The sequence below is a fragment of the Intrasporangium flavum genome (genome assembly GCF_001956915.1).
GTDB classification, from domain to species: Bacteria; Actinomycetota; Actinomycetes; order Actinomycetales; family Dermatophilaceae; genus Monashia; species Monashia flava.
The window spans coordinates 69394-93046 of the sequence record NZ_MLJO01000003.1 but is presented as its reverse complement, the minus strand read 5'-3'; the positions used below and the strand labels follow the sequence as shown (position 1 = coordinate 93046).

At 73.9% G+C, this 23653-nt stretch carries 19 protein-coding genes and 1 riboswitch; of the genes, 14 read left to right on the top strand and 5 right to left on the bottom strand.

What is annotated here, in order from left to right; genetic code table 11:
• Window positions 1-45 precede the first annotated feature (45 nt).
• The 4 genes from BIV28_RS02080 (at window position 46) to BIV28_RS02065 (ending at window position 4283) form a co-directional block, all read left to right on the top strand.
• Window positions 46-936, top strand: coding sequence for an alpha/beta fold hydrolase (locus BIV28_RS02080; protein WP_076258887.1), 891 nt, complete (start codon window positions 46-48; stop codon window positions 934-936).
• The gene (locus BIV28_RS02075) at window positions 933-2411 is read left to right on the top strand and encodes an FAD-binding oxidoreductase (RefSeq protein ID WP_242652725.1); all 1479 of its coding nucleotides are present in this window, start codon (window positions 933-935) and stop codon (window positions 2409-2411) included. The genes BIV28_RS02080 and BIV28_RS02075 overlap by 4 nt, the downstream gene beginning before the upstream one ends.
• Window positions 2408-3271 (top strand): alpha/beta fold hydrolase, encoded by an 864-nt coding sequence (locus BIV28_RS02070; RefSeq protein ID WP_076258885.1) that lies wholly within the window; start codon window positions 2408-2410, stop codon window positions 3269-3271. The genes BIV28_RS02075 and BIV28_RS02070 overlap by 4 nt, the downstream gene beginning before the upstream one ends.
• Window positions 3272-3353: 82 nt before the next feature.
• The gene (locus BIV28_RS02065) at window positions 3354-4283 is read left to right on the top strand and encodes a proteasome assembly chaperone family protein (protein WP_076258884.1); all 930 of its coding nucleotides are present in this window, start codon (window positions 3354-3356) and stop codon (window positions 4281-4283) included.
• Window positions 4284-4288: 5 nt separating this feature from the next.
• On the opposite strand, the gene BIV28_RS02060 is transcribed toward BIV28_RS02065, so the two are convergent.
• Window positions 4289-6034, bottom strand: coding sequence for a DNA polymerase (locus tag BIV28_RS02060; protein WP_076258882.1), 1746 nt, complete (start codon window positions 6032-6034; stop codon window positions 4289-4291).
• Window positions 6027-7175 carry a MalY/PatB family protein gene (locus tag BIV28_RS02055; RefSeq protein WP_076258881.1) on the bottom strand — a complete coding sequence of 383 codons (1149 nt, stop codon included), beginning with the start codon at window positions 7173-7175 and terminating at the stop codon, window positions 6027-6029. Before BIV28_RS02055 ends, BIV28_RS02060 begins: the two co-directional genes overlap by 8 nt.
• Window positions 7176-7323: 148 nt before the next feature.
• On the opposite strand from BIV28_RS02055, the gene BIV28_RS02050 reads away from it, so the two are divergent.
• From BIV28_RS02050 to BIV28_RS02025, 6 genes are all read left to right on the top strand, one after another.
• Window positions 7324-8079: an EcsC family protein gene (locus tag BIV28_RS02050; protein WP_083706959.1), complete on the top strand. Its 756-nt coding sequence runs from the start codon at window positions 7324-7326 to the stop codon at window positions 8077-8079.
• Between the two features lie 59 nt (window positions 8080-8138).
• Window positions 8139-8666, top strand: coding sequence for a YkvA family protein (locus BIV28_RS02045; protein ID WP_076258879.1), 528 nt, complete (start codon window positions 8139-8141; stop codon window positions 8664-8666).
• Between the two features lie 103 nt (window positions 8667-8769).
• Window positions 8770-9867, top strand: coding sequence for a DUF4192 domain-containing protein (locus tag BIV28_RS02040; RefSeq protein WP_207555708.1), 1098 nt, complete (start codon window positions 8770-8772; stop codon window positions 9865-9867).
• 88 nt (window positions 9868-9955) lie between these two features.
• A riboswitch (SAM riboswitch) is annotated at window positions 9956-10069 on the top strand.
• A 17-nt stretch (window positions 10070-10086) separates the two neighbouring features.
• The gene (metX, locus tag BIV28_RS02035; protein ID WP_083706958.1) at window positions 10087-11316 is read left to right on the top strand and encodes a homoserine O-acetyltransferase MetX; all 1230 of its coding nucleotides are present in this window, start codon (window positions 10087-10089) and stop codon (window positions 11314-11316) included.
• A 109-nt stretch (window positions 11317-11425) separates the two neighbouring features.
• Window positions 11426-11824, top strand: coding sequence for a universal stress protein (locus BIV28_RS02030; RefSeq protein ID WP_076258875.1), 399 nt, complete (start codon window positions 11426-11428; stop codon window positions 11822-11824).
• A 381-nt stretch (window positions 11825-12205) separates the two neighbouring features.
• A complete protein-coding gene (locus tag BIV28_RS02025) occupies window positions 12206-13846 on the top strand; it encodes an RNA polymerase sigma factor (protein ID WP_076258873.1) in 1641 nt (546 codons plus the stop codon).
• 108 nt (window positions 13847-13954) lie between these two features.
• Here BIV28_RS02025 and BIV28_RS02020 read toward each other — a convergent pair whose 3' ends face one another.
• Genes BIV28_RS02020 through BIV28_RS02010 form a run of 3 tightly spaced genes read right to left on the bottom strand, consistent with a single transcriptional unit; the run spans window position 13955 to window position 18516 of the window.
• Window positions 13955-16261 (bottom strand): transglutaminase TgpA family protein, encoded by a 2307-nt coding sequence (locus BIV28_RS02020; protein ID WP_076259392.1) that lies wholly within the window; start codon window positions 16259-16261, stop codon window positions 13955-13957.
• Window positions 16258-17502 (bottom strand): DUF58 domain-containing protein, encoded by a 1245-nt coding sequence (locus BIV28_RS02015; RefSeq protein WP_076258870.1) that lies wholly within the window; start codon window positions 17500-17502, stop codon window positions 16258-16260. Before BIV28_RS02015 ends, BIV28_RS02020 begins: the two co-directional genes overlap by 4 nt.
• Window positions 17503-17517: 15 nt before the next feature.
• A complete protein-coding gene (locus tag BIV28_RS02010) occupies window positions 17518-18516 on the bottom strand; it encodes an AAA family ATPase (protein WP_076258869.1) in 999 nt (332 codons plus the stop codon).
• Window positions 18517-18994: 478 nt separating this feature from the next.
• Here BIV28_RS02010 and mraZ point away from each other — a divergent pair, with 478 nt between their 5' ends.
• The 4 genes from mraZ (at window position 18995) to BIV28_RS19845 (ending at window position 23627) form a co-directional block, all read left to right on the top strand.
• On the top strand, window positions 18995-19426 hold the full coding sequence (gene mraZ, locus BIV28_RS02005) for a division/cell wall cluster transcriptional repressor MraZ (RefSeq protein ID WP_076258867.1): 432 nt from the start codon (window positions 18995-18997) through the stop codon (window positions 19424-19426).
• A gap of 342 nt (window positions 19427-19768) precedes the next feature.
• A complete protein-coding gene (rsmH, locus tag BIV28_RS02000; protein WP_076258865.1) occupies window positions 19769-20779 on the top strand; it encodes a 16S rRNA (cytosine(1402)-N(4))-methyltransferase RsmH in 1011 nt (336 codons plus the stop codon).
• Window positions 20776-21423: a cell division protein FtsL gene (ftsL, locus tag BIV28_RS01995; protein ID WP_076258863.1), complete on the top strand. Its 648-nt coding sequence runs from the start codon at window positions 20776-20778 to the stop codon at window positions 21421-21423. Before rsmH ends, ftsL begins: the two co-directional genes overlap by 4 nt.
• Before the next feature lie 419 nt (window positions 21424-21842).
• Window positions 21843-23627, top strand: coding sequence for a peptidoglycan D,D-transpeptidase FtsI family protein (locus tag BIV28_RS19845; protein WP_076258862.1), 1785 nt, complete (start codon window positions 21843-21845; stop codon window positions 23625-23627).
• Window positions 23628-23653 lie beyond the last annotated feature (26 nt).

Here is a 23653-nt window from a genome sequence, read left to right as displayed (position 1 = left end):
CCCGCCACGGCCACCGCGTCCACCGGCCGTAATAGCGTGGGACGCATGAGCGCAGGCTCCGCCATAGACGGCGTCCGGAGGGTGCAGGTCCCCGGGGGCACCCTCGCGTACGAGGTCCTCGACGCGTCCGGTCCGGCCTCCGCGGACGCGCCGACGGTGCTCGCGGTCCACGGCGTCTCGAGCCAGCGCCGGCTGTGGCTGTGGCTCGCCGACGCCCTCGCCGGGACGGCCCCGGGCGTGAGCCTGCTGGCGCCCGACCTGCGGGGCCGCGGCGACAGCGTCGCCGTGCCCGGCCCGTTCTCGATGGACGTCCACGCCGACGACCTCGTGCGGGTGCTCGACGACGCCGGCCTCGACCGGGTGCACGTCGTCGGCATGTCGATGGGCGGCTTCGTCGCAGTGCACCTCGCCGCCCGGTACCCGGAGCGTGTCGAGAGCCTCGTCCTCGTCGACGGCGGCATCCCGATGGACCCGCCGCCGGGACTGACGCGCGCGAACGTCGCCACCGCCTTCGCCGACCGCGTCGGACGTCTCGAGCGCCGTTTCTCCGGCGTCGAGGAGTACGCCGCGTACTTCTGCTCGAGCACGGCGCCTCTCCTGCGTCCCGACGACCCGGTGCTGCTCCGGTACCTGGCCCACGACCTCACCCCGGAGGGGACGGTGCGGCTCAGCGGGCAGGCGCTCGTCGAGGACGCCGCCGACGTCTTCTTCGCCGACCACCCCTGGGACGCCGTGCGCGCGCCGGTACGCTTCCTGCACGCCGAGTGGAGCGTCGGCGCCGGCAGCCCGCCGGCCTACCCGCTCCCGGTCGTCGAGCAACGGGCGGCCCGCTGCGTCCGCGTCGTCGCGGCGCGGCAGACCGACCATGCCGGCACGATCATGGGCCCCGAGGGCGCCCGGCTCGTCGCCGACCTCGTGAGAGAGGCTGTGGCGTGACGAGCCACTCCACCGACGACACCCCGCAGGCCGGGTCGCACGGCCCCGCCGGAGCCCACGCCGCCCCGGACGCGCACGCCATGGCCTCGCGCCGGCTCGTCACGGCCCTGGGGCGGGTGCTGCCCGTCGAGCGCGTCGTCTCCGACCGCGACGTCGTCGCGAGCCTGTCGTCCGACGACGCCGAGTGGGCTCCGGTCGGGCGCGCCCTCGCCGCGCTGCGACCCCGGTCCGAGGCCGAGGTGGCCGAGGCCGTGCGCGTCTGCGCCGACCTGCGCGTGCCGGTCGTCCCGCGCGGCGCGGGCACGGGGCTGTCCGGCGGCGCCAACGCCGTCGACGGGTGCCTCGTGCTGGACCTGTCGCGGATGAACCGCGTCGTCGAGATCGACCCCGACGACCTCACCTGCCGCGTCGAGCCCGGCGTCGTCAACGACGACCTCAAGGCGGCCGTCGCCGAGCACGGGCTCTGGTACCCGCCCGACCCGGCCAGCGCGCCGTGGTCGACGATCGGCGGCAACGTCGCCACGAACGCCGGCGGGCTGTGCTGCCTCAAGTACGGCGTCACCCGCGACTACGTGCTCGGGATGCGGGCCGTCGTCGGCGGGCCGGCCGGCTACGGCAGCGTCGTGCGCCTCGGCCGGCACACGGCCAAGGGCGTGGCCGGCTACGACCTCACCGGCCTCATGGTCGGCTCGGAGGGGACCCTCGGCGTCGTCACGGAGGTGACGCTCCGGCTGCGGCCGGCCCTGCGCGGCACGCCCCGCACCGTCGTCGGCGCCTTCCCCGACCTCGTCAGCGCCGGCCGCGCCGTCGCGTCGGTCACCCGCAGCGGCCTGACCCCGGCCGCGCTCGAGCTGCTCGACCGGGCGTGCCTGACGGCCGTCGAGGAGTGGAAGCACCTCGGCATCGAGGCCGACGCCGAGGCGCTGCTGCTGGCACGCGTCGACACGCCGGGGGAGGGCGGCGCCGCCGAGGCGCAGGCCGTCGTCGAGGCGTTCGGCGACGGCGACCCGCTCTGGGCGGTCGTGTCGAGCGACGACGACGAGGCCGAGGCGCTCTTCGCCGCCCGACGCATCGCCTACCCGGCGCTCGAGCGGCTCGGCCCGGTGCTGACCGAGGACGTCTGCGTGCCGCGCTCGCAGGTGCCGGCGATGCTGGCCTCGCTCGTCGACATCGCCGGACGCCACGGCGTCCGGATGGCCACGATCGCCCACGCCGGCGACGGCAACCTGCACCCCCTCCTGCTGACGCCCCCGGGCGACGACGCCGCCCGCGAGGCGGCCCAGCACGCCTTCGAGGAGATGCTCGACGCGGCGATCGCGCTCGGCGGCACCGTCACCGGGGAGCACGGCGTCGGGCTGCTCAAGCGTGACGGCCTGCTCCGCGAGCTCGACCCGCTCGCCGTCGCGATGCAGCGTGCCGTCAAGGACGCCCTGGACCCGCTCTACCTCTTCAACCCGGGGAAGGTGCTCGCGTGAGCCTGCGCGACCTGCCGCCGGTGACGCTGCCCGGCGGGCGCAGCCTCGCGCTCTGCGAGGTCGGCGACCCGACCGGCCGGTCCGTCGTCTACCTGCACGGCACGGGCAGCTCGCGCCTCGAGGTCGAGCTCTACGACGAGGCCGCGCGCGCCCGGGGTGTGCGGATGGTCTGCTGGGACCGCCCGGGCTCGGGGCGCTCGCCGGCGCAGCAGGGGCGCACGATGCGCGACGTCGTCGACGACGCCCGCGCGGTCCTCGACGTGCTCGACACCGGGCGCGTCGGCGTCGTCGGCCTGTCCGGGGGCGGCAGCCACGCCCTCGTCCTCGCCGCGGCAGCTCCCGACCTCGTGCGGCACGCGGTGGTCGTCAACGCCGGCCCGCCGGCCGAGCCCGACGTGCTCGCCCTGCTCCCGGCGTCGGTGTCGGGGCCGATGCGCCTGGCGCGCAGCAGGCCGTGGCTGTTCCGCCGCCTCGGCGGCCTCACCCAGCGCCGTGGCACCGACCTGCTCGGCCGGGTGGCCGAGGCCGTCCGCCGGCGCGGCCTCGACCCCACCGACGCCGCCGTCCTCGAGCGGCCCGAGGTGCGACGCGTCCTCGAGGCGGCCGCGGAGGAGGGGTCGCTCCAGCCCGACGCGTGGACCGCGGAGGCGCTCGTCATCTGGGGCGAACCGTGGGGCGTGCGCCTCGAGGACCTCGCCGTGCCGCTCGACGTCTTCGTCGGGTCCGAGGACCCCTTCCGCCCGTTCGGCGAGTCGTTGACGCGGGTGGGGGCGCGGCTGCACGTGTTCCCCGGTGGGCACGTCTCCGGGTGCGTCCCCGCGGTCCTCGACCACGTCGTGTCGGTGGCCGCCCGGGACTGACGGTCCGCCCTGCGGGCGCACGGGAATCCGTGACGCCGGTGGGGCGTTGGACCCATCGACCGCCACACGAAAGGCCAGACCCGTGCAGGACCCGACCGAGCTCTTCCAGTTCGAGAGCGACACCTCGCCGAGCATGCTCGAGGAGCTGCAGGCCTCGGTTCTCGTCGTCGCCCTCGACGGGTTCATCGACGCCGGCAGCACGCAGAAGCTGCTCGCCGACCACCTCCTCGCCGCGCACGAGTCGCGCGTCGTCGCCTCCTTCGACGTCGACCAGCTGCTCGACTACCGCGGTCGCCGCCCGGTCATGGTCTTCGACCGCGACCACTGGAGCAGCTACGACGACCCGAGCCTGCTGCTGCACCGTGTCGTCGACAAGGAGGGAGTGCCCTTCCTCCTGCTCGTCGGGCCCGAGCCCGACTACCAGTGGGCCCGCATGGTCGAGGCCACGACGACGCTCATGGACGCGTTCGGCGTCGACCTCGCCGTCAGCGTCCACGGCATCCCCATGGCCGTCCCGCACACCCGCCCGCTCGGCGTCACGGCGCACGGCACCAACCCGAGCCTCGTGCCCGCCAACGAGCAGGCCTTCGGCACCGTGCAGGTGCCCGCCAGCTTCTCCTCGCTGCTCGAGCTGCGTCTCGGCGAGCAGGGCCGCGACGCCATCGGCTTCGCCGTCCACGTGCCGCACTACCTCGGCCAGTCCGAGTACGCCGACGCCGCGCTCCTCGGCCTCGACCGCGTGCGCAACGCCACCGGACTCGACCTCGACACCCGCGAGCTCGCCGCCACCGCCGGCCTCAACCGGGCCGAGATCGCCCGGCAGATGGAGGAGTCCGACGAGATCACGGCGGTCGTCAAGGCGCTCGAGCAGCAGTACGACACCTTCCTGGAGGGGCGTCGCCAGCGCAGCCTGCTCGCCACCGACCTGTCCGACCTGCCGACGGCCGACGAGATCGGCGCCGAGTTCGAGGCGTTCCTCAAGGACGTGGCCGAGGACGACCCCGACAGCTGAGGGCCTCAGCCCTTCGCCTCGCTCCAGCGCCGCACCACGGAGGTGTCGGACACGAACCGCACGGCGTCGGTCCCGGCCCACGTGCGGGCGGCGCTCGTCAGCGCGGTGCCGACCGCGGCGGCGGCGGCGTCGGCGTGCTGCTCGGGCACGTGCACGAGCAGCTCGTCGTGCAGGCACAGCACGATCTGGCCACCGAGCGGGGCCACCGCGTGGCGCACCGTGGCGGCCCAGGCCTTGAACAGCTCGGCGGCCGAGCCCTGGATGATGGCGTTGCGGGCGTAGCGACCCCGCCCGGCGTCGGCGGCAGCCGTCGACGCGCCACGGGCCAGCTCGTCCTCGCCCGGCTCGAGCCCCTGCGGCGCCACCCCGGGGGCCCCGAAGCGGATGAGCCGGCCGCCGTACGTGCGCACCGGCCGCCGGGCCACGCCGTCGGCGTAGGCCCGGTCGAGCAGTCCCATGGCCACGGGGTAGGCCCGCTCGAGGTCCTTGAGCGCCTCCCCGGCCGGCCCGGAGCGCTGGCCGTACATGGCGGCCAGCACCGCGATCTTGGCCGTGGGCCGGTCGGCGCCGAGCTTGGCGGCCACGGGGGCGTAGAGGTCGTCGTCGCGGGTGGCCTCGGCGAAGACGCGGTCCGCGCTGACGACGGCGAGGACCCGTGGCTCGACCTGGCCGAGGTCGGCCCGCACGAAGACGTGGCCGGGTGCGGCGGCGACCGCCGGGCGCAGGGGAGCGGGGAGGTTGTGCAGGCCGTTCTGGGCGGTCATCCGCCCCGCCGCGCCGTCGCAGGCGGTCCAGCCGCCGCGCAGCCGGTCGTCGGCCCCGACGTGGTCGTCGAGCCACCGGTACCCGTAGGTCGTCGCGATGCGCTCGTCCTTGCGCCACCGCAGCAGCGCGTCGACGAAGGGGTGCGTCAGCCGGTACGGCTCGAGGACGAACGCCCGGGTGTTCGGCACGTCGACCCCGACCGAGAGCAGCAGCTCACGCACCTGCCCCGGGTTGCGCAGGTCGGCGCCCGGCCGGCCCGGCGCGTGCCGCAGCACGTCACGGTCACGGTGCGCCCGGATCCGCGCGGCGTCGGCGTCGTCGGCCGGGCGGGGACCGGCGGCCGCCGCGATGAGGTCCTCGGCGGCGGGCCGGTCGACGGGCAGGCCGTCGCGCTCCAGCTCGAGGCACAGCACGGCCGCGGCCGACTCGGACCAGACCGTTCGCTCGAGCCGGGCGACGTCGGGCCCGCCGATCGGTCCGAGCGAGTCCCGTTGCGCCGCCTGGCATTCCAGCGCGAGCTCGGCCAGCTCGCGCAGGCGTGCGGGAGTACTCGCCCAGGCGAGGGCGTCCGCGCGCAGGTGACCGTCGGGGGTCCACAGCGACGGGTCGTCCCCGGCGACGACGTCGAACAGGTCGCCGTCGAACCCGCTGAGGCGGGGCGCGCGCGCCCGTGGCACGTCGGCCTCGGGCAGCCCGCGGCAGGCGGCGACGACGTGCCCCGGCGTGGCCCACCAGCCGCCGTTGACGAGGCGGTGCGCCTCGGCGAGGTCCCACGTGCGCGGCACGTCGACGCCGGCGGCCACGACCGGACGCAGCGTCGAGGCGGCCGACCACACGACCCACCGCGGGCGCGTCGTGGCCGTGACGGCGGCGACCCTCTCCACGAGGTCGTCGAGTGGTACGTGCTCGTCGACGCCTGCGCCCAGCAGGAGACCTGAGGTGGGTCCGACGACGAGCGCGACGAGCTGGACCGGACTGTCAGGCAAGGGATCCCGCGATCCGGTCGATCGCCTCGGTGAGGATCTCGGGGGAGGTGGCGAAGTTGAGCCGGGCGTGGCCGGCCCCGACGGAGCCGAAGGCCGGGCCGTCCGAGAGAGCGACCCGGGCGATGTCGACCAGGCGGGTGGCCGGCCGGTCGCCGAGGCCGAGCCCGCGCAGGTCGAGCCACGCGAGGTAGGTGGCCTCGGGCACGACGAGCCGTGCCTCGGGCAGGCGGTCGGCGACGAGCCGCGCGAGGAGCGCGCGGTTGGCGTCGAGCTCGCTGACGAGCCGCGCGAGCCACTCGCGTCCGTCGCGCCACGCGGCCACGTGGGCGACGACGCCGAGGTGGCTCGCGCCGAAGGTCACGAAGGGGTGCAGGCGGCGCACGTCGGACGCGGCGTCGGGGCCGGGGGCGATGATGGCGGCCTTGAGCCCCGCGAGGTTCCACGCCTTGGAGGCCGACGACACGACGATGCCGCGTCCGGTGCCCGGAACCGCCAGGTACGGGGTGAACGTGCTGGAGCCGTACACGAGGGCGCCGTGGATCTCGTCGGACACGACGCGCACGCCGTGCTCGTCGGCGAGGCGCGCCAGGGCCTGCAGCTCCTCGGCGGTGTGCACCGTGCCCGTGGGGTTGTGCGGGTTGGACAGGAGCAGCACCGCGCGGGAGCCACCGGCCGTGGCCGTGCCGAAAGCCTTTGCCAGAGAGTCGAGGTCGAGCCGGTGGTCGGCACCGAGCGGCGCCTCGACGACGCGTCGCCCCGCCGCCTCGACGACCTCGAAGAACGCGTTGTAGACCGGTGTCGTGAGCACGACGGGGCCGCCCGGGTCGGTGAGCAGGCCGAGCAGGTGCGTGATGCCGGTGAGCACGTCCGTGACCCGCACCGTCGCGGCCGGGTCGGGCCGCCAGCCCCACGTCGCCTCCGCGTGCTCGGCGAAGGCCTCGGCGTACACGCCGGTCCAGGCGTAGCCGGTGTCGCCGCGGCGGACAGCCGCGCCGACGGCCTCGACGACGGCCGGGCAGGGTCGCGCGTCCATCTCGGCGATCCACAGCGGCAGGACGTCGGGGTCGTAGCGCCGCCACTTGACGCTCGTGCGGTCGCGGCGCAGCTCGTCGAGCGACGCGCCGAGGATCGGTCCGGGCATGGCACGACCCTACGAGACGCCGCCGACCGTGCGTGGACCGCAGATCGGAGACACCTTGGAGCGCACCCGCGACCCGTCTCGTCATACGGTGACGGGGGAGGCCGCGGGGCGCGGCGGAAGACACGACTCGTTCAAGGGGTGAGAGCCGGTGGGCTTCTTCGGTTGGGACAGGGCCGAGGCCGTCAAGGCGTCGGACAGCGCGGCGCAGCAGGCCCGGGCGGTGGCGCACGGCGCTGCACCGGCGTCGGTCGACCTCGTCGCCGAGGGCGGCCTCACGGGGGCCGCCACACGCCTCGTCGAGCGCCTCCTCGACATCGGCATCGACGGCAAGGGCCCCTTCGACGCCGCCCACGTGGTGGCAGCCAAGGCCCTGCGCGACGCGCACGGCGACGCCGACCAGGCCCTGCGCATCATCGCGCGCGACCACCGGCAGCTCGGCGCGGCAGGCGGATTCATCACCGGGCTCGGTGGCTTCTTCACGATGCCCGTGTCCCTGCCGGCCAACGTCCTCGAGTTCTACCTGCTCGCCACGCGCCTGACCGCCGCCACCGCGAAGGTCCGCGGGTACGACATCGACCAGCCCGAGATCCGCTCGGCGATCCTGCTGACCCTCGTCGGCGCCGACAGCGACGACATGCTGCGGAAGGCCGGCCTGCACGCGGCCGGCGGCAAGCTGTCCGCGCTCGCCCTCGACCGGCTGCCGGCGCCCGCCGTCATGGTCCTCAACAAGGCCGTCGGCTTCCGCCTCCTCGCCCGGATCGGCCAGGGCACCTTCGCGCGCCTCGGCCGGGCCGTGCCGGTCGTCGGCGGCGCCCTCGGGGCCCTCGTCGACGTCTACATGCTCGGGCGCATCGGCAAGCAGGCGGCCAAGGAGTTCCCGCCCGTGGCGACGTTCGGACGCTGAGCCGGCCCGGACACCATGGCCATGGGAATCCCGGCCCCCGGCCGATCGTTGGGCCGGGCATGAAGACCGCCTCACGGATCAAGCTCGCCGCGACCGTCGCGACCCTCGTGCGCGCCTCGACCCGACCCGGCGCCCCCGGGGTGGGCGAGCGCGTCCAGGCCGTGCCGCGCCTCGTGCGGGCGACCCTCGACCACACCTACGCCGGGACGTCCCTGCGCCGCCTCGGGCTCGTCGCGGCCGCGGTCGCCTACGTCGCCTCGCCGATCGACCTCGTGCCCGAGGCCATCCTGCCCGTGGTCGGGGCGCTCGACGACGCCGTCGTGCTGACGTGGGTGGTCCGGGCGTTCTTCGAGGAGACCGACCGGTTCATCGCCTGGGAGATCGGCCGGGGCGTGCGCCAGGCGTCCGCTGTGTCGACCGGTCCTCACGTGCCGGCGGCCCCGCCCGCCCCTCGACCGTCCTCCCCGTCCTCCCCGCCCGCCGCGTCCGACGCCGGAGCCGCCGGACGCGTCGGGCTGCCCGAGGGCGCGCGCCAGGCCGCCACCGACTACGTGCTCGAGTCGGTCCGCAAGCGTCTCGAGCGCTGAGGCCCGGCCCCTTCGTCCACATCCCCTCGGGCGGACCGGGCCGCGTCCACAGCCACGGCCGGTGGGGCTGCCGCCGCCGGCCGCGGGCAGGCAGCCTGCCGGCATGCCGAAGATCTCCCTGTCCGGGCCGGCCGAGCTGCTGACGGTCCTGCCCTTCCACCTCGGGTTCCGGCCCGAGCGCAGCGTCGTCGTCGCCTGCTTTCACGGCGTGCGCCTCGGGCTCGTCGCACGACTCGACGTCGTCGGGCCCGACGACGCGCCGCGCGCGGCCGAGCTGACCGTACCGGCGCTCGTCCGGCAGCGCCCGGGTCGCGTCGTCCTCGTCGGCTTCGCCGGAGCGGGCGACGAGACGAACGAGGCGGGCGGGACGGATGACCCGATGCCGCTGCTCGACGCGCTCCGGCGGGGTCTGCGCGCCGAGGGCGTGCCCGTCGCCGAGCGCCTCGTGGTCCGCGACGGACGCTGGTTCGGGCTCGACTGCGACTGCTGCCCGCCCCCGGGACGGCTGCTGCTCGAGGCCGCCGACGTGCCCGGGGTCGCCGAGTACGTCGCGATGGGCGCCGCCGTCCTCGGCAGCCGCGACGAGCTGGCGCGCCTGGTCGAGCCGCTCCCGCGCGAGCACCCCCGGCACGATCCGCACGCCGCCGCGGTCGAGGACTGGGTGCGCCGGCACGCCGCGGCCCGCGCGGGGCGGTCGGTCGCCGACCGCCGGGCTCGCGGTGAGCTCCTCGACGAGGCCCTCGGAGCGTGGGTGCGGCTCGCGCGCCACGGGCTCGACCCCGACCCGCACCCCCGCGACCTCGCGCCCCTCGTGGGGTCGCTCGTCGACCTGCACGTGCGCGACCTCGTCGTCTCGTGGCTGTCCCGGGGCGACTTCCCGGGCGACCACGTGCCCGCCCAGCTCGCCACCCGACTGCGTCGGGTCCTCGACGCCGAGGCCGTCGCCGAGGTCGACAGCGACGCCGACGCCCGGGCGGGACGCCTCCTGCTGGCACGCCTCGAGCAGCTGTGCCGCTCCACGCCCGAGACGTGCGCCGCCCCCGTCCTCGCCGTCGTCGCCGCGTACGCGTGGTGGCTGGGCGACGGCGCGCACGCCTCGTTCGCCGCCGACCGCGCCCTGCTCGCCGACCCGGGTCACCGTCTGGCGACGCTCGTGCGGGCCGCCCTCGAGAGCGGCATCCACCCGCCCCGGTGCGCCTGACGGAGGCGGTACGCCACGGTCGGTGGGCCGGTCCACGGGCTGGACCGGCCCACGGTGCGCCGGCACCCGTTCGCGTATGGTTGGGGCAGGTCATGAGTGCCAGCGCCAAGCCCCGGCTCGCTGGCCGGCAACCCTCCGTCGCGGTGGGGTGCCCCGGGTGAGGACCAGGCCGCACCGGTACCGGATGCGGCAAGCGCGAACACCCGAGGAGCTTTCCGCATGACTGTGACGCACCGTCCGGGCCAGGTCACGCGCCGCCCGGTCCGTCGACCGCAGGGGCCCGACGGCGCTGACGACCGGACGCCCGACCCGCACGGTGACGGCGTGTGGCGCGACGGCGACCCCGTCGGCCGCCGCCAGTTCGTCGACCTCGGCGAGCTCGAGCTCGAGCGTGGGGGAGTGCTGCCCGACGTCCGCGTCGCCTACGAGACGTGGGGTCGGCTCAACGAGGCCCGCGACAACGTCGTCCTCGTCGAGCACGCCCTGACCGGCGACAGCCACGTCGTCGGCGAGGCCGGGGAGGGCCACCCCTCACCGGGTTGGTGGAACAGCCTCATCGGGCCCGGGCAGGCGGTCGACCCCGACGGCTGGTTCGTCGTGGCCGCCAACGTCCTCGGCGGCTGCCAGGGCACCACCGGTCCCGCGAGCCCGGCCCCCGACGGCCGGGCGTGGGGCAGCCGCTTCCCGTACGTCACCGTCCGCGACCAGGTCGCCGCCGAGCGTGCCCTGCTGGAGCGGCTCGGCATCACCCGTGTCGCCGCCGTCATCGGCGGGTCGATGGGTGGCATGCGCGCCCTCGAGTGGGCGGTCAGCCACCCCGACGCCGTCGAGCGCTGCGTCGTGCTCGCCTCGACGCCTTACGCCACCGCCGACCAGATCGCCTGGTGCCAGCCGCAGCTGCTCGCGATCCGCACCGACCCGCACTTCGCCGGTGGCGACTACTACGAGTCCGCGCACCGGCCCGACACCGGGCTCGGGCTCGCGCGGCGCATCGCGCACGTCACCTACCGCACCGAGGCCGAGCTCGGCGACCGCTTCGGTCGCGAGGCACAGCTGGGCGAGGACCCGTTCAGCGTCGGTGAGCGCGCCGCCGGCAGAGGGCGATTCGCCGTCGAGTCCTACCTCGACCACCACGCCGGCAAGCTGGCCCGGCGCTTCGACGCCAACTCCTACGTCGTGCTCACCGAGGCGATGAACTCCCACGACGTCGGTCGCGACCGCGGCGGCCTCGAGGCGGCCCTGGCGCGCGTCACCGCCGACTGCACCGTCGTGTCCGTCGACACCGACCGCCTCTACCCGCCGCGGCTGTCCGACGAGCTCCACGCCGCGCTGCCCGGGGCCACCCGCGTCTCGATCACCTCCGCCTACGGCCACGACGGCTTCCTCATCGAGGAGGCGCAGGTCGGGTCGGTCGTCCGCGACGCGCTCGCCCGGCGCCGGCCCCGCTGACCCGATCCGTCACACGCGCTCGGACAGTCTGTCGGTGCCGGTGCCCCGCTGACCCATTTCGGGTACGGTGCGACCACCGGTTTGTTGCCGTACCAAGGAGGTCCGGGAAGTGGCCATCGTCGTCGGATACGTCGCCACCAAGGAGGGACGCGCGGCGCTCAAGCGAGCCGCCGAGGAGTGCGTCCTCCGTGGCACCAAGCTGGTCGTCATCAGCTCCCACCGTGGTGGGAAGGACTTCGACGCCGACGAGGCCGCCGCGTTCGAGGCCGAGCTCACGCGCGTCAAGAGCCTGCTGGCCGACAAGGGCCTCGAGCACGAGGTGCGCCAGCTCGTCCGTGGCAACGACCCGGCCGAGGACCTCATCAGCGTCGCCGAGGAGGAGAACGCCGACTTCATCGTCATCGGCCTGCGTCGCCGCAGCCCGGTCGGCAAGCTGATCCTCGGCTCGAACGCGCAGCGGATCCTGCTCGACGCCTCCTGTCCGGTGCTGGCGGTCAAGGCCGGCTGAGCCGGTCGACCCGACCTCTCACCGGCGGCGCTCCGCCGCCGTGACGGGCCTGCTCGGAGCCTCGCCGGGACGCGGATCACACCGATGACGCGGCCGTCCGGGCCGATGCGTTCGCTCGTACGCCATCGGGCGTTTTATAATGTCCGAGTACCGGATCGCATGAGGCACACCGCGAGATCGTCCGAGGGACCCGACTCCGACAGGCCACGCTCTTCCGGCACGAACCCCCATTCTCGTTCGTTGTGATGTGGCATGCCCGCGTGCCCTGCGTCGGCCCGCGTCACACGAGACCCGCGATGAAAGGCGACTGCATCCGTGCCGAAGGCAACACCCGCTGGAACCCCTAAGACCCTGCCCAAGGTTTTCCAGCACGAGGCGATCATGCAGCTCCTGGTCAGAGGCAGCACCAACGGAAGCATCACCGGCACCGAGATCGCACGAGCGCAGGCCGAGGCAGCCCTCGACCTGAAGCAGATGAAGCCGGTCCTCGTCACGCTCGAGGCCCACGACATCGAGATCGTCGTCGACGCGCCGCACATTGACACGAAGAAGCGAACCCGCTCCGGGACCAAGGGAGGCACTGTGGCCACCGCACGTTCCACCACCGCTGCTGCGACGACGACTGCCAAGAGGACCACGACGGCCAAGACGACGGCCAAGAAGGCCGCCGTCACGACGACGAAGACCGACGCCGCCGACGAGGCCGAGCAGACCCCGGCCAAGAAGGCGGCGGCCAAGAAGGCCGCCACCAACGCCGGCGTCGCCAAGGCTGCCGCCAAGCCGGCCGCCAAGAAGGCGGCGACGAAGAAGACCGCGGCCAAGAAGACCGCGGCGAAGAAGACCGCGGCCGGCGCGACCGACGCCGACGAGGTCGACGACGACAGCGAACCCGAGGACGCCGACGAGAGCGAGCTCGAGGACGTCGAGGTCACCGACGAGGACACCGCCGACGAGGCCGACGAGGCCGCCGAGGGCGAGGAGTCCGAGGACGGCGACGAGGCGGCCCCGGCCGCCCAGGGCGCCGCCAAGCCGGAGGAGGCCGAGGAGTCCGGCTTCGTCATCCGCGACGACGACGAGGACGACGCCCCGGCCCAGCAGGTCGTCACGGCCGGTGCCACGGCCGACCCGGTCAAGGACTACCTCAAGCAGATCGGCAAGGTCGCCCTCCTCAACGCCGAGCAGGAGGTCGAGCTCGCCAAGCGCATCGAGGCCGGCCTGTTCGCCGAGGAGAAGCTCAACTCCGGCGACAAGATCGACATGAAGCTCAAGCGCGAGCTGTGGTGGATCGCCCAGGACGGCAAGAAGGCCAAGAACCACCTGCTCGAGGCCAACCTGCGTCTCGTCGTCTCGCTGGCCAAGCGCTACACCGGCCGAGGCATGCTCTTCCTCGACCTCATCCAGGAGGGCAACCTCGGCCTCATCCGTGCGGTCGAGAAGTTCGACTACACCAAGGGCTACAAGTTCTCCACGTACGCCACCTGGTGGATCCGCCAGGCGATCACCCGCGCCATGGCCGACCAGGCCCGCACCATCCGCATCCCGGTGCACATGGTCGAGGTCATCAACAAGCTGGCCCGTGTCCAGCGCCAGATGCTCCAGGACCTCGGGCGCGAGCCCACCCCGGAGGAGCTGGCCAAGGAGCTGGACATGACGCCCGAGAAGGTCGTCGAGGTCCAGAAGTACGGTCGCGAGCCCATCTCGCTGCACACCCCGCTCGGCGAGGACGGCGACAGCGAGTTCGGCGACCTCATCGAGGACTCCGAGGCCATCGTCCCGGCCGACGCCGTCAGCTTCACGCTCCTGCAGGAGCAGCTGCACTCCGTCCTCGACACGCTCTCCGAGCGCGAGGCCGGCGTCGTGTCGATGCGTTTCGGCCTGACCGACGGCCAGCCGAAGACGCTCGACGAGATCGGCAAGGTCTACGGCGTGACGCGTGAGCGGATCCGCCAGATCGAGTCCAAGACGATGAGCAAGCTGCGTCACCCGAGCCGCTCGCAGGTCCTGCGCGACTACCTCGACTGACGCGACACCGTCACGCGAAGAGCAGCTCGTCCCAGAGGGGCGAGCTGCTCTTCGCGTGTCAGGGACCTCGACCGCGACTCGAGCGCGACTCGACCGCGCCTCGGCGGCTCAGCGGCGGCGGGGGCCGAACCGGTCGGGCAGCCCCCGCCACCAGTCGACCCCGGCTGTCGGCCAGATGAACGAGCGCAGCCGCGTCTGCCACGCGCGCGTGCGCCCGATGGTCCGGCGGATCTCCCGGATGTCGCTGTGCAGGCGGATCGCCTCCTGCGGCGTCGTTCGCTCGGGCCGGTCGTAGCGCGCCTTCTCGAGCGTCGCGGTGACGCGTCCCATCGCGGAGGCCTCGTCGGGGTCGAGGTGACCCTCGGTGACGTACCGCTGGCGCAGCTGGCGCAGCGTCACCCCCGCCGGGGCGTCGAGCCCGAGGTCGCCGAGGTGGGAGGTGAGCGCGTCCCACTCCGCCTCGATGAGGTCCTGTCGGGTGACCGCGGCCCGGCGCCGGCGTACCCGGAGCAGCCACGCGGTCAGCGGCATGACGAACGCCGCGAGCAGGCCGACGATGACGGCGAGGACGACGACGACGTTGCGCAGGCTGAACACCGAGGCGAGCGTGTCGGTGAACGAGGGCTGCACCGGCACCGGGGCCACGGTGGCCGTCGTCGTGGGCGTCGCCTTCGGTGTTGCCGCGCTGCCGGACGCGGTGTCGTCGACGGAGCGGCCGCCGCCGGTGCCGCCGGAGTCGGCGCCGAGGACGGCATAGGGGGGCGGGGTGCCGGAACGGGCACCGGGCGTCGGCTCGAAACGCAGCCAGCCGAACCCCTGGAAGTACAGCTCGGGCCACGCGTGGGCGTCGGAGGCCCTGACGACGTACTCGTCGCCGGAGCGGTTGCCCGGCAGGAACCCGATGGCCATCCGCGCCGGGATCCCCTGCGCCCGAGCCATCATGATCATCGCCGTGGCGAACTGCACGCAGTACCCGCGCCTGGTCTTGTAGAAGTTCTCGATCGGCTCGAGGAGCCGGCCCGCCTCGTCGCGCAGCGGCTCGCCGAGGTCGAGGGTGTAGGTGTAGCGCGAGGTGTCGCGCAGGTGGTTCTGGATGGCGATGGCCTTGTCGAGCGGGTTGTCGGCACCCGCCGTGACCTCGCTCGACCAGCGCTCGATGAGGGCGCGCGAGCGGTCCGGGATCGTCAGGTCGTCGTCGGTGATGTCGGGGGAGTCGGGGGTGCCGGAGTCGCGCAGCTGGGCCGCGTTGGGGGCGACGTCGGCGTAGGTGACCCGGTAGTCGGACACGGCGGTGTCGACGCGGACGTCGCGGGTGATCGGGTCGATCCGCCAGCGCGTGCCCGGCATCGAGACGGCCACGACGGGGAACGGCGCGGCGACGCGGGGCGCCGACAGCGTGTTGCCGGTGACCGTGATGACGTAGTCGCGCCGCTGCGAGGGCGGCGGCAGGGGCATCGGCTCGGAGGGGCCCTGGTTCGAGCCGGCTTCCTGCCACTGGCCCCGCGAGTAGTACGAGGTCGCGAGGACCCGCAGCGGCGGCCGCGTGAACCCCGTCGTCGTGTACCGCAGCACCGGCGTCTGGTCGGTGTCGTTGAGGCTGCGGCTGAGGTCGAGGGTGTTGTTGAAGCCGACCGAGCCCTCGCCGCCCCCGCCGGAACGCCCGAGCCCGTCGGTGAGGTAGCGCGGCGGGAAGTGGGGCACGACGGCCGGCACGAGCAGGGCCAGCACGACGCCGACGGCACCGACGCGGACCGCCGCGCCCGAGAACGAGCGGAGCGCGGCGCGGTCGTGCGCCGCCTCGTCGATCTCGCTGTGCTCGGCCGGCCGCGCCGTTCCCCAGCGCCCGAACTGGGCGCGGGCGGTCGTGTGCACCATGAGCAGCCACACGATGACGGGCAGCACGAAGTAGCGCAGCTCGAGGGCGGAGTCGCCGTTGGCGGCGGTGACGAGGTAGGCGGCGAGCAACGGCAGCCCCGACGCCGCGGGGCTGCGCCACGTGGCGGCCGCAGCGTCCACGCTGATCGCGACGATCGCGACGATGACGAGCAGGCAGAAGGTGACGCCGTCGTTGAGCGGCGCGGGCGCGCTGTAGCGCTGGACCGTCTCGAGGGCCTGCAGGCCGAGGCCGTTGAGCAGCTCGAGCGTGTCGAGCGTCGGCAGCACGAGGTAGGCGAAGGTGCCACCGGCGAACCGCACGACGAGGAAGGCCGCGAGCACGAGCACCTGCACCGCGACGACGAGCGGGCGCGATCGGGTCAGGCCCCGCATGACGAGCCCGACCGCCGCGGTGAGCGCGACGACGAGGACCGCCTGGCCGAACCACGACGTCTCGAGGAAGAGGCTGGTCACCGGGAAGCACGCCGTGAGCACCGCGAGGGCGCCGAGCAGCGTGATGCGCCAGCGTCGACGGGTCATCGGCTGCCTCCCACGGTCGCGGCGGTGAGCACGGCCCATGCGTGGGCGACGTCGTCCTCGCGGGAGGCCGTCACGGCGCGCCAGCCGGCCATCCGCAGGGCGTCGACGTGGCCCAGGGCGTCGTCGGCGTCGGTGGTGCCGAACGAGCGGGCGTCGACGACGAGCGCCAGGCCCGTCGTGCCCGGCTGGCGCAGGCTGGCCACGCGCGAGGTGACGTCGGGGTCGAAGGGGCCGACGATGGCCACGACGAGACCGCCCGCGGCGGCGAGGGCCTGGGCGGCGCGGAGGATCTCGTCCTCGCCGCTGTCGTCGCGCAGCTGGGTGACGGCGAGGGCGTCGAGGATCTCGTCGACGGGCATCGGCTCGGCCGCACGCCCGCTGTCGACGGTCTCGGCGCACACGAGGTGCACGGCGTAGCCGGACTCGGCCAGGTGCACGGCGACCGAGGCCGCCGCGGTGACGCACCACTCGAAGGACCCGGTGGCCCCCGAACCGCCGTGGGCCGACGGGCGCGGGTCGAGCAGCACGAGCGCACGCCGCTGGGCCGGACGGTCCTCCTGGCGCACCATGAGGTCGCCGGTGCGGGCCGTGGCCGGCCAGTGGATGCGGCGGAGGTCGTCGCCGTCGCGGTACTCGCGGATCGTCACGTCGTCCTCGCCGTGCAGCGCGATGAGGTGGGCCTGCTCGCCCTCGGAGCCGACGCCGGCGCTCGGGTGCCGGCTCGAGCCGAGCGGGTGCACCTGCGGCAGGATGACGAGGTCGCTCGTGCCCTCGAGCACCGCGTGGCGGTTGGCCAGCCCGAACGGGTCCTGCACCTGCACGCCGAGCGGGCCGAGGTGATGGCGGCCACGCAGGTGCGAGCGCACCCCGTAGTCGATGGCGCGGACGCGTCCGGGCGGGATGCGCCCGACGACGAAGCGCGGCCGGTCACCGAGCACGTAGTCGAGGCGCTCCTCGGCCAGGAAGATCGGCGTCGTCGAGCCGGACACGTTCTCGAAGGAGAGCGTCACGTGGGCGTCCTGCCCGACGCTGATCCGCTCGGGGTGCGCGTGCCGCTCGATGCGCATCCGGGTGCGGCGGGTGCGCACGAGTGCGGAGGAGATGACCGGCAGGGCGACGAGCAGCACGCCGAACCGCGTGATGTCGCGGAAGCCGAAGACGATCCCGGCCAGCACGAGGACGATGCCGGAGCCGAAGAAGGCCCTGCCCCGGGTCGTGAGGACGCTGCGCAGGGCGCGCACGGGTGGCCTCCCGCCTCAGCGTGCGGCCGGCGGGACCGGCACCTGGCGCAGGAGGTCGACGACGACGTCGGCGGTGGTGCGGCGGGCCAGCTGGGTCTCGCTCGAGGGCATGAGCCGGTGGGCGAGCACCGGGGAGGCGAGCAGCTGCACGTCGTCGGGGATGACGTGGTCGCGGCCCTCGAGGGCGGCGTGCGCGCGGGCGGCGCGGAGCAGCTGGAGCGCGGCCCGGGGGGACGCGCCGAGGCGCAGCGCCGTCGTGGCGCGGGTGCGCGCGACGAGGTCGACGATGTACTGGCGCACCGCCGGGCTGGCGTGGACGCGGGTCACCGCCTCGACGACGCGGTTGATGGTGTCGGCGTCGGTGACGGGGGCCAGCCCCTCGAGCGGCGAGCTGGCGCCGTGGGTCTCGAGCAGCTCGAGCTCGGCCTGGGCCGACGGGTAGCCCATCGAGATCCGGGCCATGAAGCGGTCGCGCTGGGCCTCGGGGAGGGGGTAGGTGCCCTCCATCTCGATGGGGTTCTGGGTGGCCATGACGATGAACGGCGCCTGCAGCGTGTACGTCGTGCCGTCGACGGTGACCTGGCGCTCCTCCATCGACTCGAGCAGCGCCGACTGGGTCTTGGGCGAGGCCCGGTTGATCTCGTCGCCGACGACGACGTTGGCGAAGATGGCGCCGGGACGGAACTCGAAGCGTCGGGCGTCCTGGTTGAAGACGCTGACGCCGGTGACGTCGCTCGGCAGCAGGTCCGGCGTGAACTGGATGCGCCGCACCGTCGCGTCGATCGAGCGGGCGAGGGCCTTGGCCAGCATCGTCTTGCCGACACCGGGCACGTCCTCGATGAGCAGGTGGCCGCCGGCGAACAGCACCGTGACGGTCGTGCGCACGACCTCGGGCTTGCCCTCGATGACGCTCGTCATGGCCGTGACGAGCCGGTCGGCCACGTCGTGGACGAGCTCGAGGTCGGTCCCCCCGGCACCGGCCGTGGTGTCGAGTCCGGTCTGCGTCGTCGTCACTGTTCCCCGCTTTCTTCCCCATGTCGATGCGCCGGTCCGCTCGTGGCGGCCGACGCACTCCGTCAGGTGATCTTCTCCCATGGACGGTGCAGACGGTAGTGCCGGTGGTGACCGACGCGCCCGTGACCGGAAGGAGACGCGCGTCCGGTGTCCTCCACTCTCCTCCACGGGGACGACGAACGGGCCTCGTTGGTTCGTTCCACGGGCCTGCCCGAGCCCCTCCTGAGCACGACCGAGGCCGGACCGCGCCAGGTGTCAGGCACGTGTCGGGCCGGTGCCGGGCCGGGGACAGGCGGTCGATGCCGGAGGGGGAGTGCTCCCCTCCACTTCGCACCACCCCTGCTGACCTGCGCAAACGCGACGCGCCGGGGGTGAGTTTCGCCCAAACGTCGTTGACGGTGGAGTGAAGTGGAGTACTGTGGAGCAACAAGGTAGGGAATGGGGTCGCCCGCGGGTCGAAAAGGGGAGGTGGCGGACCGTGTTTCTCGGAACGCACACGCCTCGTCTCGACGACAAGGGCCGCATCTTCCTGCCGGCCAAGTACCGCGACCGGATGGCCGGGGGGCTCGTCGTCACCCGGGGCCAGGAGCGGTGCCTGTTCATCTACCCCATGGACGAGTTCGTCACGGTCGCCGAGCAGATGCGCCAGGCGCCGACGACGAGCCGGGCCGCCCGCGACTACATGCGCGTCTTCCTGTCCGGCGCCTCCGACGAGATCCCGGACAAGCAGGGCCGCTTCACCATCCCGGCCAACCTGCGCCAGTACGCGGGCCTCGACCGCGACGTCACCGTCATCGGTGCCGGCTCGCGCCTCGAGGTCTGGGACAGCACGGTCTGGAACGACTACCTCGAGCGGACCGAGCAGGCGTTCGCCGACACGGCCGAGGAGGTGATCCCCGGCCTCTTCTAGGCCCACCGCTTCTAGGCCCACCGCTTCTAGGCCCACCGCACGAGCACACCTGAGAACCGGCCTCCAGCCGCTCCGATCCCGGGACGACTTCCCCCGTCCCGGGCGAGGCAGCGGATGGGGACCAGTCCCCAGGTGTCCACCACGGCGACGACAACCGACGGCGACGGTCACGACCAGTTCCCTCCACCTGGTCGACCCGACACCGACAGGCACCACCCACCACTGCCCACCACCTCCGACCGACCGACTCGGCAGACGTTTGACCTTCTCCGCGTCACACCAGCACCACCAGCACCACAGGCCACACCAAGCACATCCGCACCACGCGTGAGAGGGACGCACATGACCGACCGAGGACCGGCGCAGGCACGACACGTGCCCGTGATGCGCGACCGGATCCTCGACCTGCTCGCCCCGGCCCTCGAGCGGCCCGGTGCGGTGCACGTCGACGGGACCCTGGGCATGGGCGGGCACGCGGAGGGCGTCCTCGAGCGCTTCCCCGAATGCACGGTCGTCGGCATCGACCGCGACCACGAGGCCCTGGCGCTGGCGGGGGAGCGGCTCTCGCGCTTCGGCGACCGGTTCCGCCCCGTCCACGCCGTGTACGACGAGATCCGCGACGTCGTCGCCGGCCTCGGGCTGACGGCCGTCGAGGGCATCCTCTTCGACCTCGGCGTCAGCTCGCTGCAGCTCGACGAGACCGACCGCGGGTTCGCCTACCGCGTCGACGCGCCCCTCGACATGCGCATGGACCAGTCGACCGGCCTCACCGCCGCCGACGTCCTCAACACATACACCGAGCAGGACCTCACGCGGATCCTGCGCGAGTACGGCGAGGAGCGCTTCGCCCGCAAGATCGCCCGGGCCGTCGTCCAGGACCGCGCCATCGAGCCGTACACGACCTCCGGCCGCCTCGTCGAGATGCTCCGGCGCGTCATCCCCGCGGCGTCGCAGCGCCAGAGCGGTCACCCGGCCAAGCGCACCTTCCAGGCCCTGCGCATCGAGGTCAACGACGAGCTGGCCGTGTGGCGCCGGGCCATCGAGGAGGCCGTCGAGGTGCTCGCCGTCGGCGGCCGCATCGCGGTGCTGTCCTACCACTCGCTGGAGGACCGCACGACGAAGCGGGCCTTCGCTGCCGGTGCCACCTCGAGCGCCCCGCCGGACCTGCCCGTCGAGCTGCCCGAGCACGCCCCCTACCTGTCCCTCGTGACCCGGGGCGCCGAGGAGCCCTCGGCCGACGAGGTCGCCACGAACCCGCGGGCCGCCTCGGCCCGTCTCCGCGTCGCCGAGCGCGTGCGCGACACCTCCACGCACTCCGCCCGCAGCACCACCAGGAAGGGACCCACCCGATGAGCCAGATGACCGCGACGGCCCGGCCGCTCCGCGCCCCCCGACGCGCACCGGCGCCCGCCCCGCTCCGCGTCATCCCGTCCTCGATCGCCCGCACCGGCAACGGCGCGTTCGCGGCGCTGTGCATCGCGCTCCTCGTCGGTGGCCTCATCGCCCTGCTCCTGCTCAACACGGCGCTGGCGCAGGGGTCCCTCGCCCTCGGTGACCTCCAGCGGGAGTCGGCCCGCCTCGACGACTCGGCGAGCAACCTGCACGAGCAGATCGACGCCGCCTCGGCCACCGGCGCCCTCGCGCGCAGCGCGTCCGAGCTCGGCATGGTCCGGATGAACACCCGCGGCTACATCGACCTGCGCACGGGCACGGTCACCGGCCAGCCCGAGGCGGCGACGAAGCAGAACGCGTTCCCCATCGTCACGAGCCCGACGCCCCCGACGGTGACCAAGAAGGTCAGCAGCGTCCTCGCCAAGGCGACGAAGGTCGCGACGGCCGAGGAGAAGGCAGCGGCCGCGGCCAAGGCCACCGGTGCCGGCGCCACGCCGACGACGCAGGGTGCGACGGACTCGGCCACCTCTGGCTCCACACTGGGCACGACGCAGCAGCCGAGCCAGCAGCCGAGCCAGGGCGCGGCCCCGACGACCACGAGGTGACACGAGGTGACTCGGTGACGCAGACCCGAGGCGGCGACCCTCGGCGCACCGGCCGCGGGGCCGCACCGTCGAGGACCGCGACCCGGACGCCGGGGCGCGAGGCACCGCCGGCCGGCAGCGCCCGCACGCGAGCACCGCGTGCGGGCTCCTCGGCGTCGCCCAAGGCGCCGGGACGGGCAGCGTCCACGGGGTCGGCGGCGTCGACCTCGTCGACCTCGCGCGCCGCGGGGGCTGGTGGCCGAACGGCGCCGCGCCAGGGTCAGCGTCAGGGGCAGCGCCAGGGTCAGCGCCAGGGCGCCGCGCCGGGCAGCGGTCGGGGCCCGGCCCCGCGTCGCGCCGCCGCGGCCGCCGCACCGCGGCGCCCGGCGCGTCGACCCCTGCGCCTGTCGAAGGTCAACCCGCGCCGCAGGGCGCGGGTCATGTTCGTCGCCACGCTCTTCGTCTTCACGATCTTCGCCGGGCAGCTGCTCCGGATCCAGGCCTTCGACGCCTCGGCCACCCAGACCGCCGCGCTCAACAAGCGGCTCGTCAGCCAGACCACGCCCGCCATGCGCGGCGAGATCCTCGACACCAAGGGCCAGGTGCTGGCCCAGTCCGTCGACCGCTACACGGTCGCGGCCGACCCGACGATCATCGGCTGCTTCGTCAAGGTCGCGGGGGAGTGCACGTCCGACGGCGTCGCCAAGGCGGCCGCCGCGCTCTCGCCGCTGCTGCAGCGCAGCGTCGCTGACCTGACGCCCCTGCTGAACCGCCAGAAGACGCGGTACGTCGTGCTCGCCCGCAACATCGACCCCGCCGTCTACCGCGAGATCCGCGCGCTCGGCGTGCCCGGCATCACCGGCGAGCGCACCGCCCAGCGCGTGTACCCGACCTCGATGGCCCTGGGCCAGCTCGTCGGCTACGTGCTCCCGTCGGACCAGACCGGCGCCGGCGGCGTCGAGCAGATGCTCGACAAGACGCTCGCCGGCACACCCGGCAGGTCGGTGGCCGAGCGCGCCCGCGACGGCTACCTCATCCCCGGCTCGACACGCGTCGACACCCCCGTCGTCAACGGGCGCAACGTCCGCCTGACCATCGACGCCGACCTGCAGTGGTACGCCCAGAACGCCCTGGCCAAGCAGGTCACGGCGGTCGGCGCCGAGTCGGGCACCGCCGTCGTCATGGAGGTCGCCACCGGCAAGGTCCGGGCCGCCGCCAGCTACCCGACCTTCGACCCCAACGACCTCGCCGACGCCAAGTCCTCCAACCTCGAGAACCAGGCCTTCAACGTCGCGTTCGAGCCCGGCTCGACCGGCAAGCTCATGACGATGGCTGCCGCGCTCGAGGAGGGCGTCATCACGCCCGACACCGGCGTCATCGTCCCGGAGCGCCTGCCCCGCGCCGGCGTCCGGTTCAAGGACAACGAGCCGCACGGCGTCGAGAACATGACGGCCACCGGGGTGCTCGCCAAGTCCTCGAACATGGGCACGATGCTCATCGGCGAGCGGGTGTCCCCGACCGTCATGGAGTCCTACTACCGCAAGTTCGGCGTCGGCCAGAAGACGCCGGTCGCGTTCCCCGGCGAGTCGGCCGGCCTCCTCGCGGGGGCCAAGGACTGGGTGTCGAGCCGCCGCTACACGATCCTCTTCGGCCAGGGCTACGCCGTCACGGCGATCCAGCAGGCCGGCGTCTTCCAGACGATCGCGAACAAGGGCGTGCGCGTGCCGCCCTCGCTCGTCGAGGGCGTCTACAACGACAGCGGCACCTTCATCCCGTCGGCGCCGACGACCCCGTCGCGCGTCGTCACCCAGGACACTGCGGTCAAGCTCTCGCGGATGATGGAGGAGGTCACCGGCCAGAACGGCACGGCCAGCGCCGCCCGCATCAAGGGCTACCGCGTCGCCGGCAAGACCGGCACGGCCGACCGCTACGACGAGAAGCTCGGCCGCTACAACGGCTTCACGGCCTCGTTCATCGGCTACGCGCCGGCCGAGGCGCCGAAGTACGTCGTCGCGGTCTTCATCCAGAAGCCGTCGGCGGGCATGTTCGGCGGCATGCTGGCCGGACCGGTCTTCAACCAGATCATGACCTACATCCTCGAGCGCACCGGTGCCCCGCCGAGCCCGAAGTCGACCCTCGACTACCACGTCTGGGCCGACAAGCCGCTGTCCGCGAACGACCCCACGGTCATCAGCAACGCGCGGGCCCAGCGGGATGGCCTGTAAGTTGGGATGACGTGTCACCTTCCACC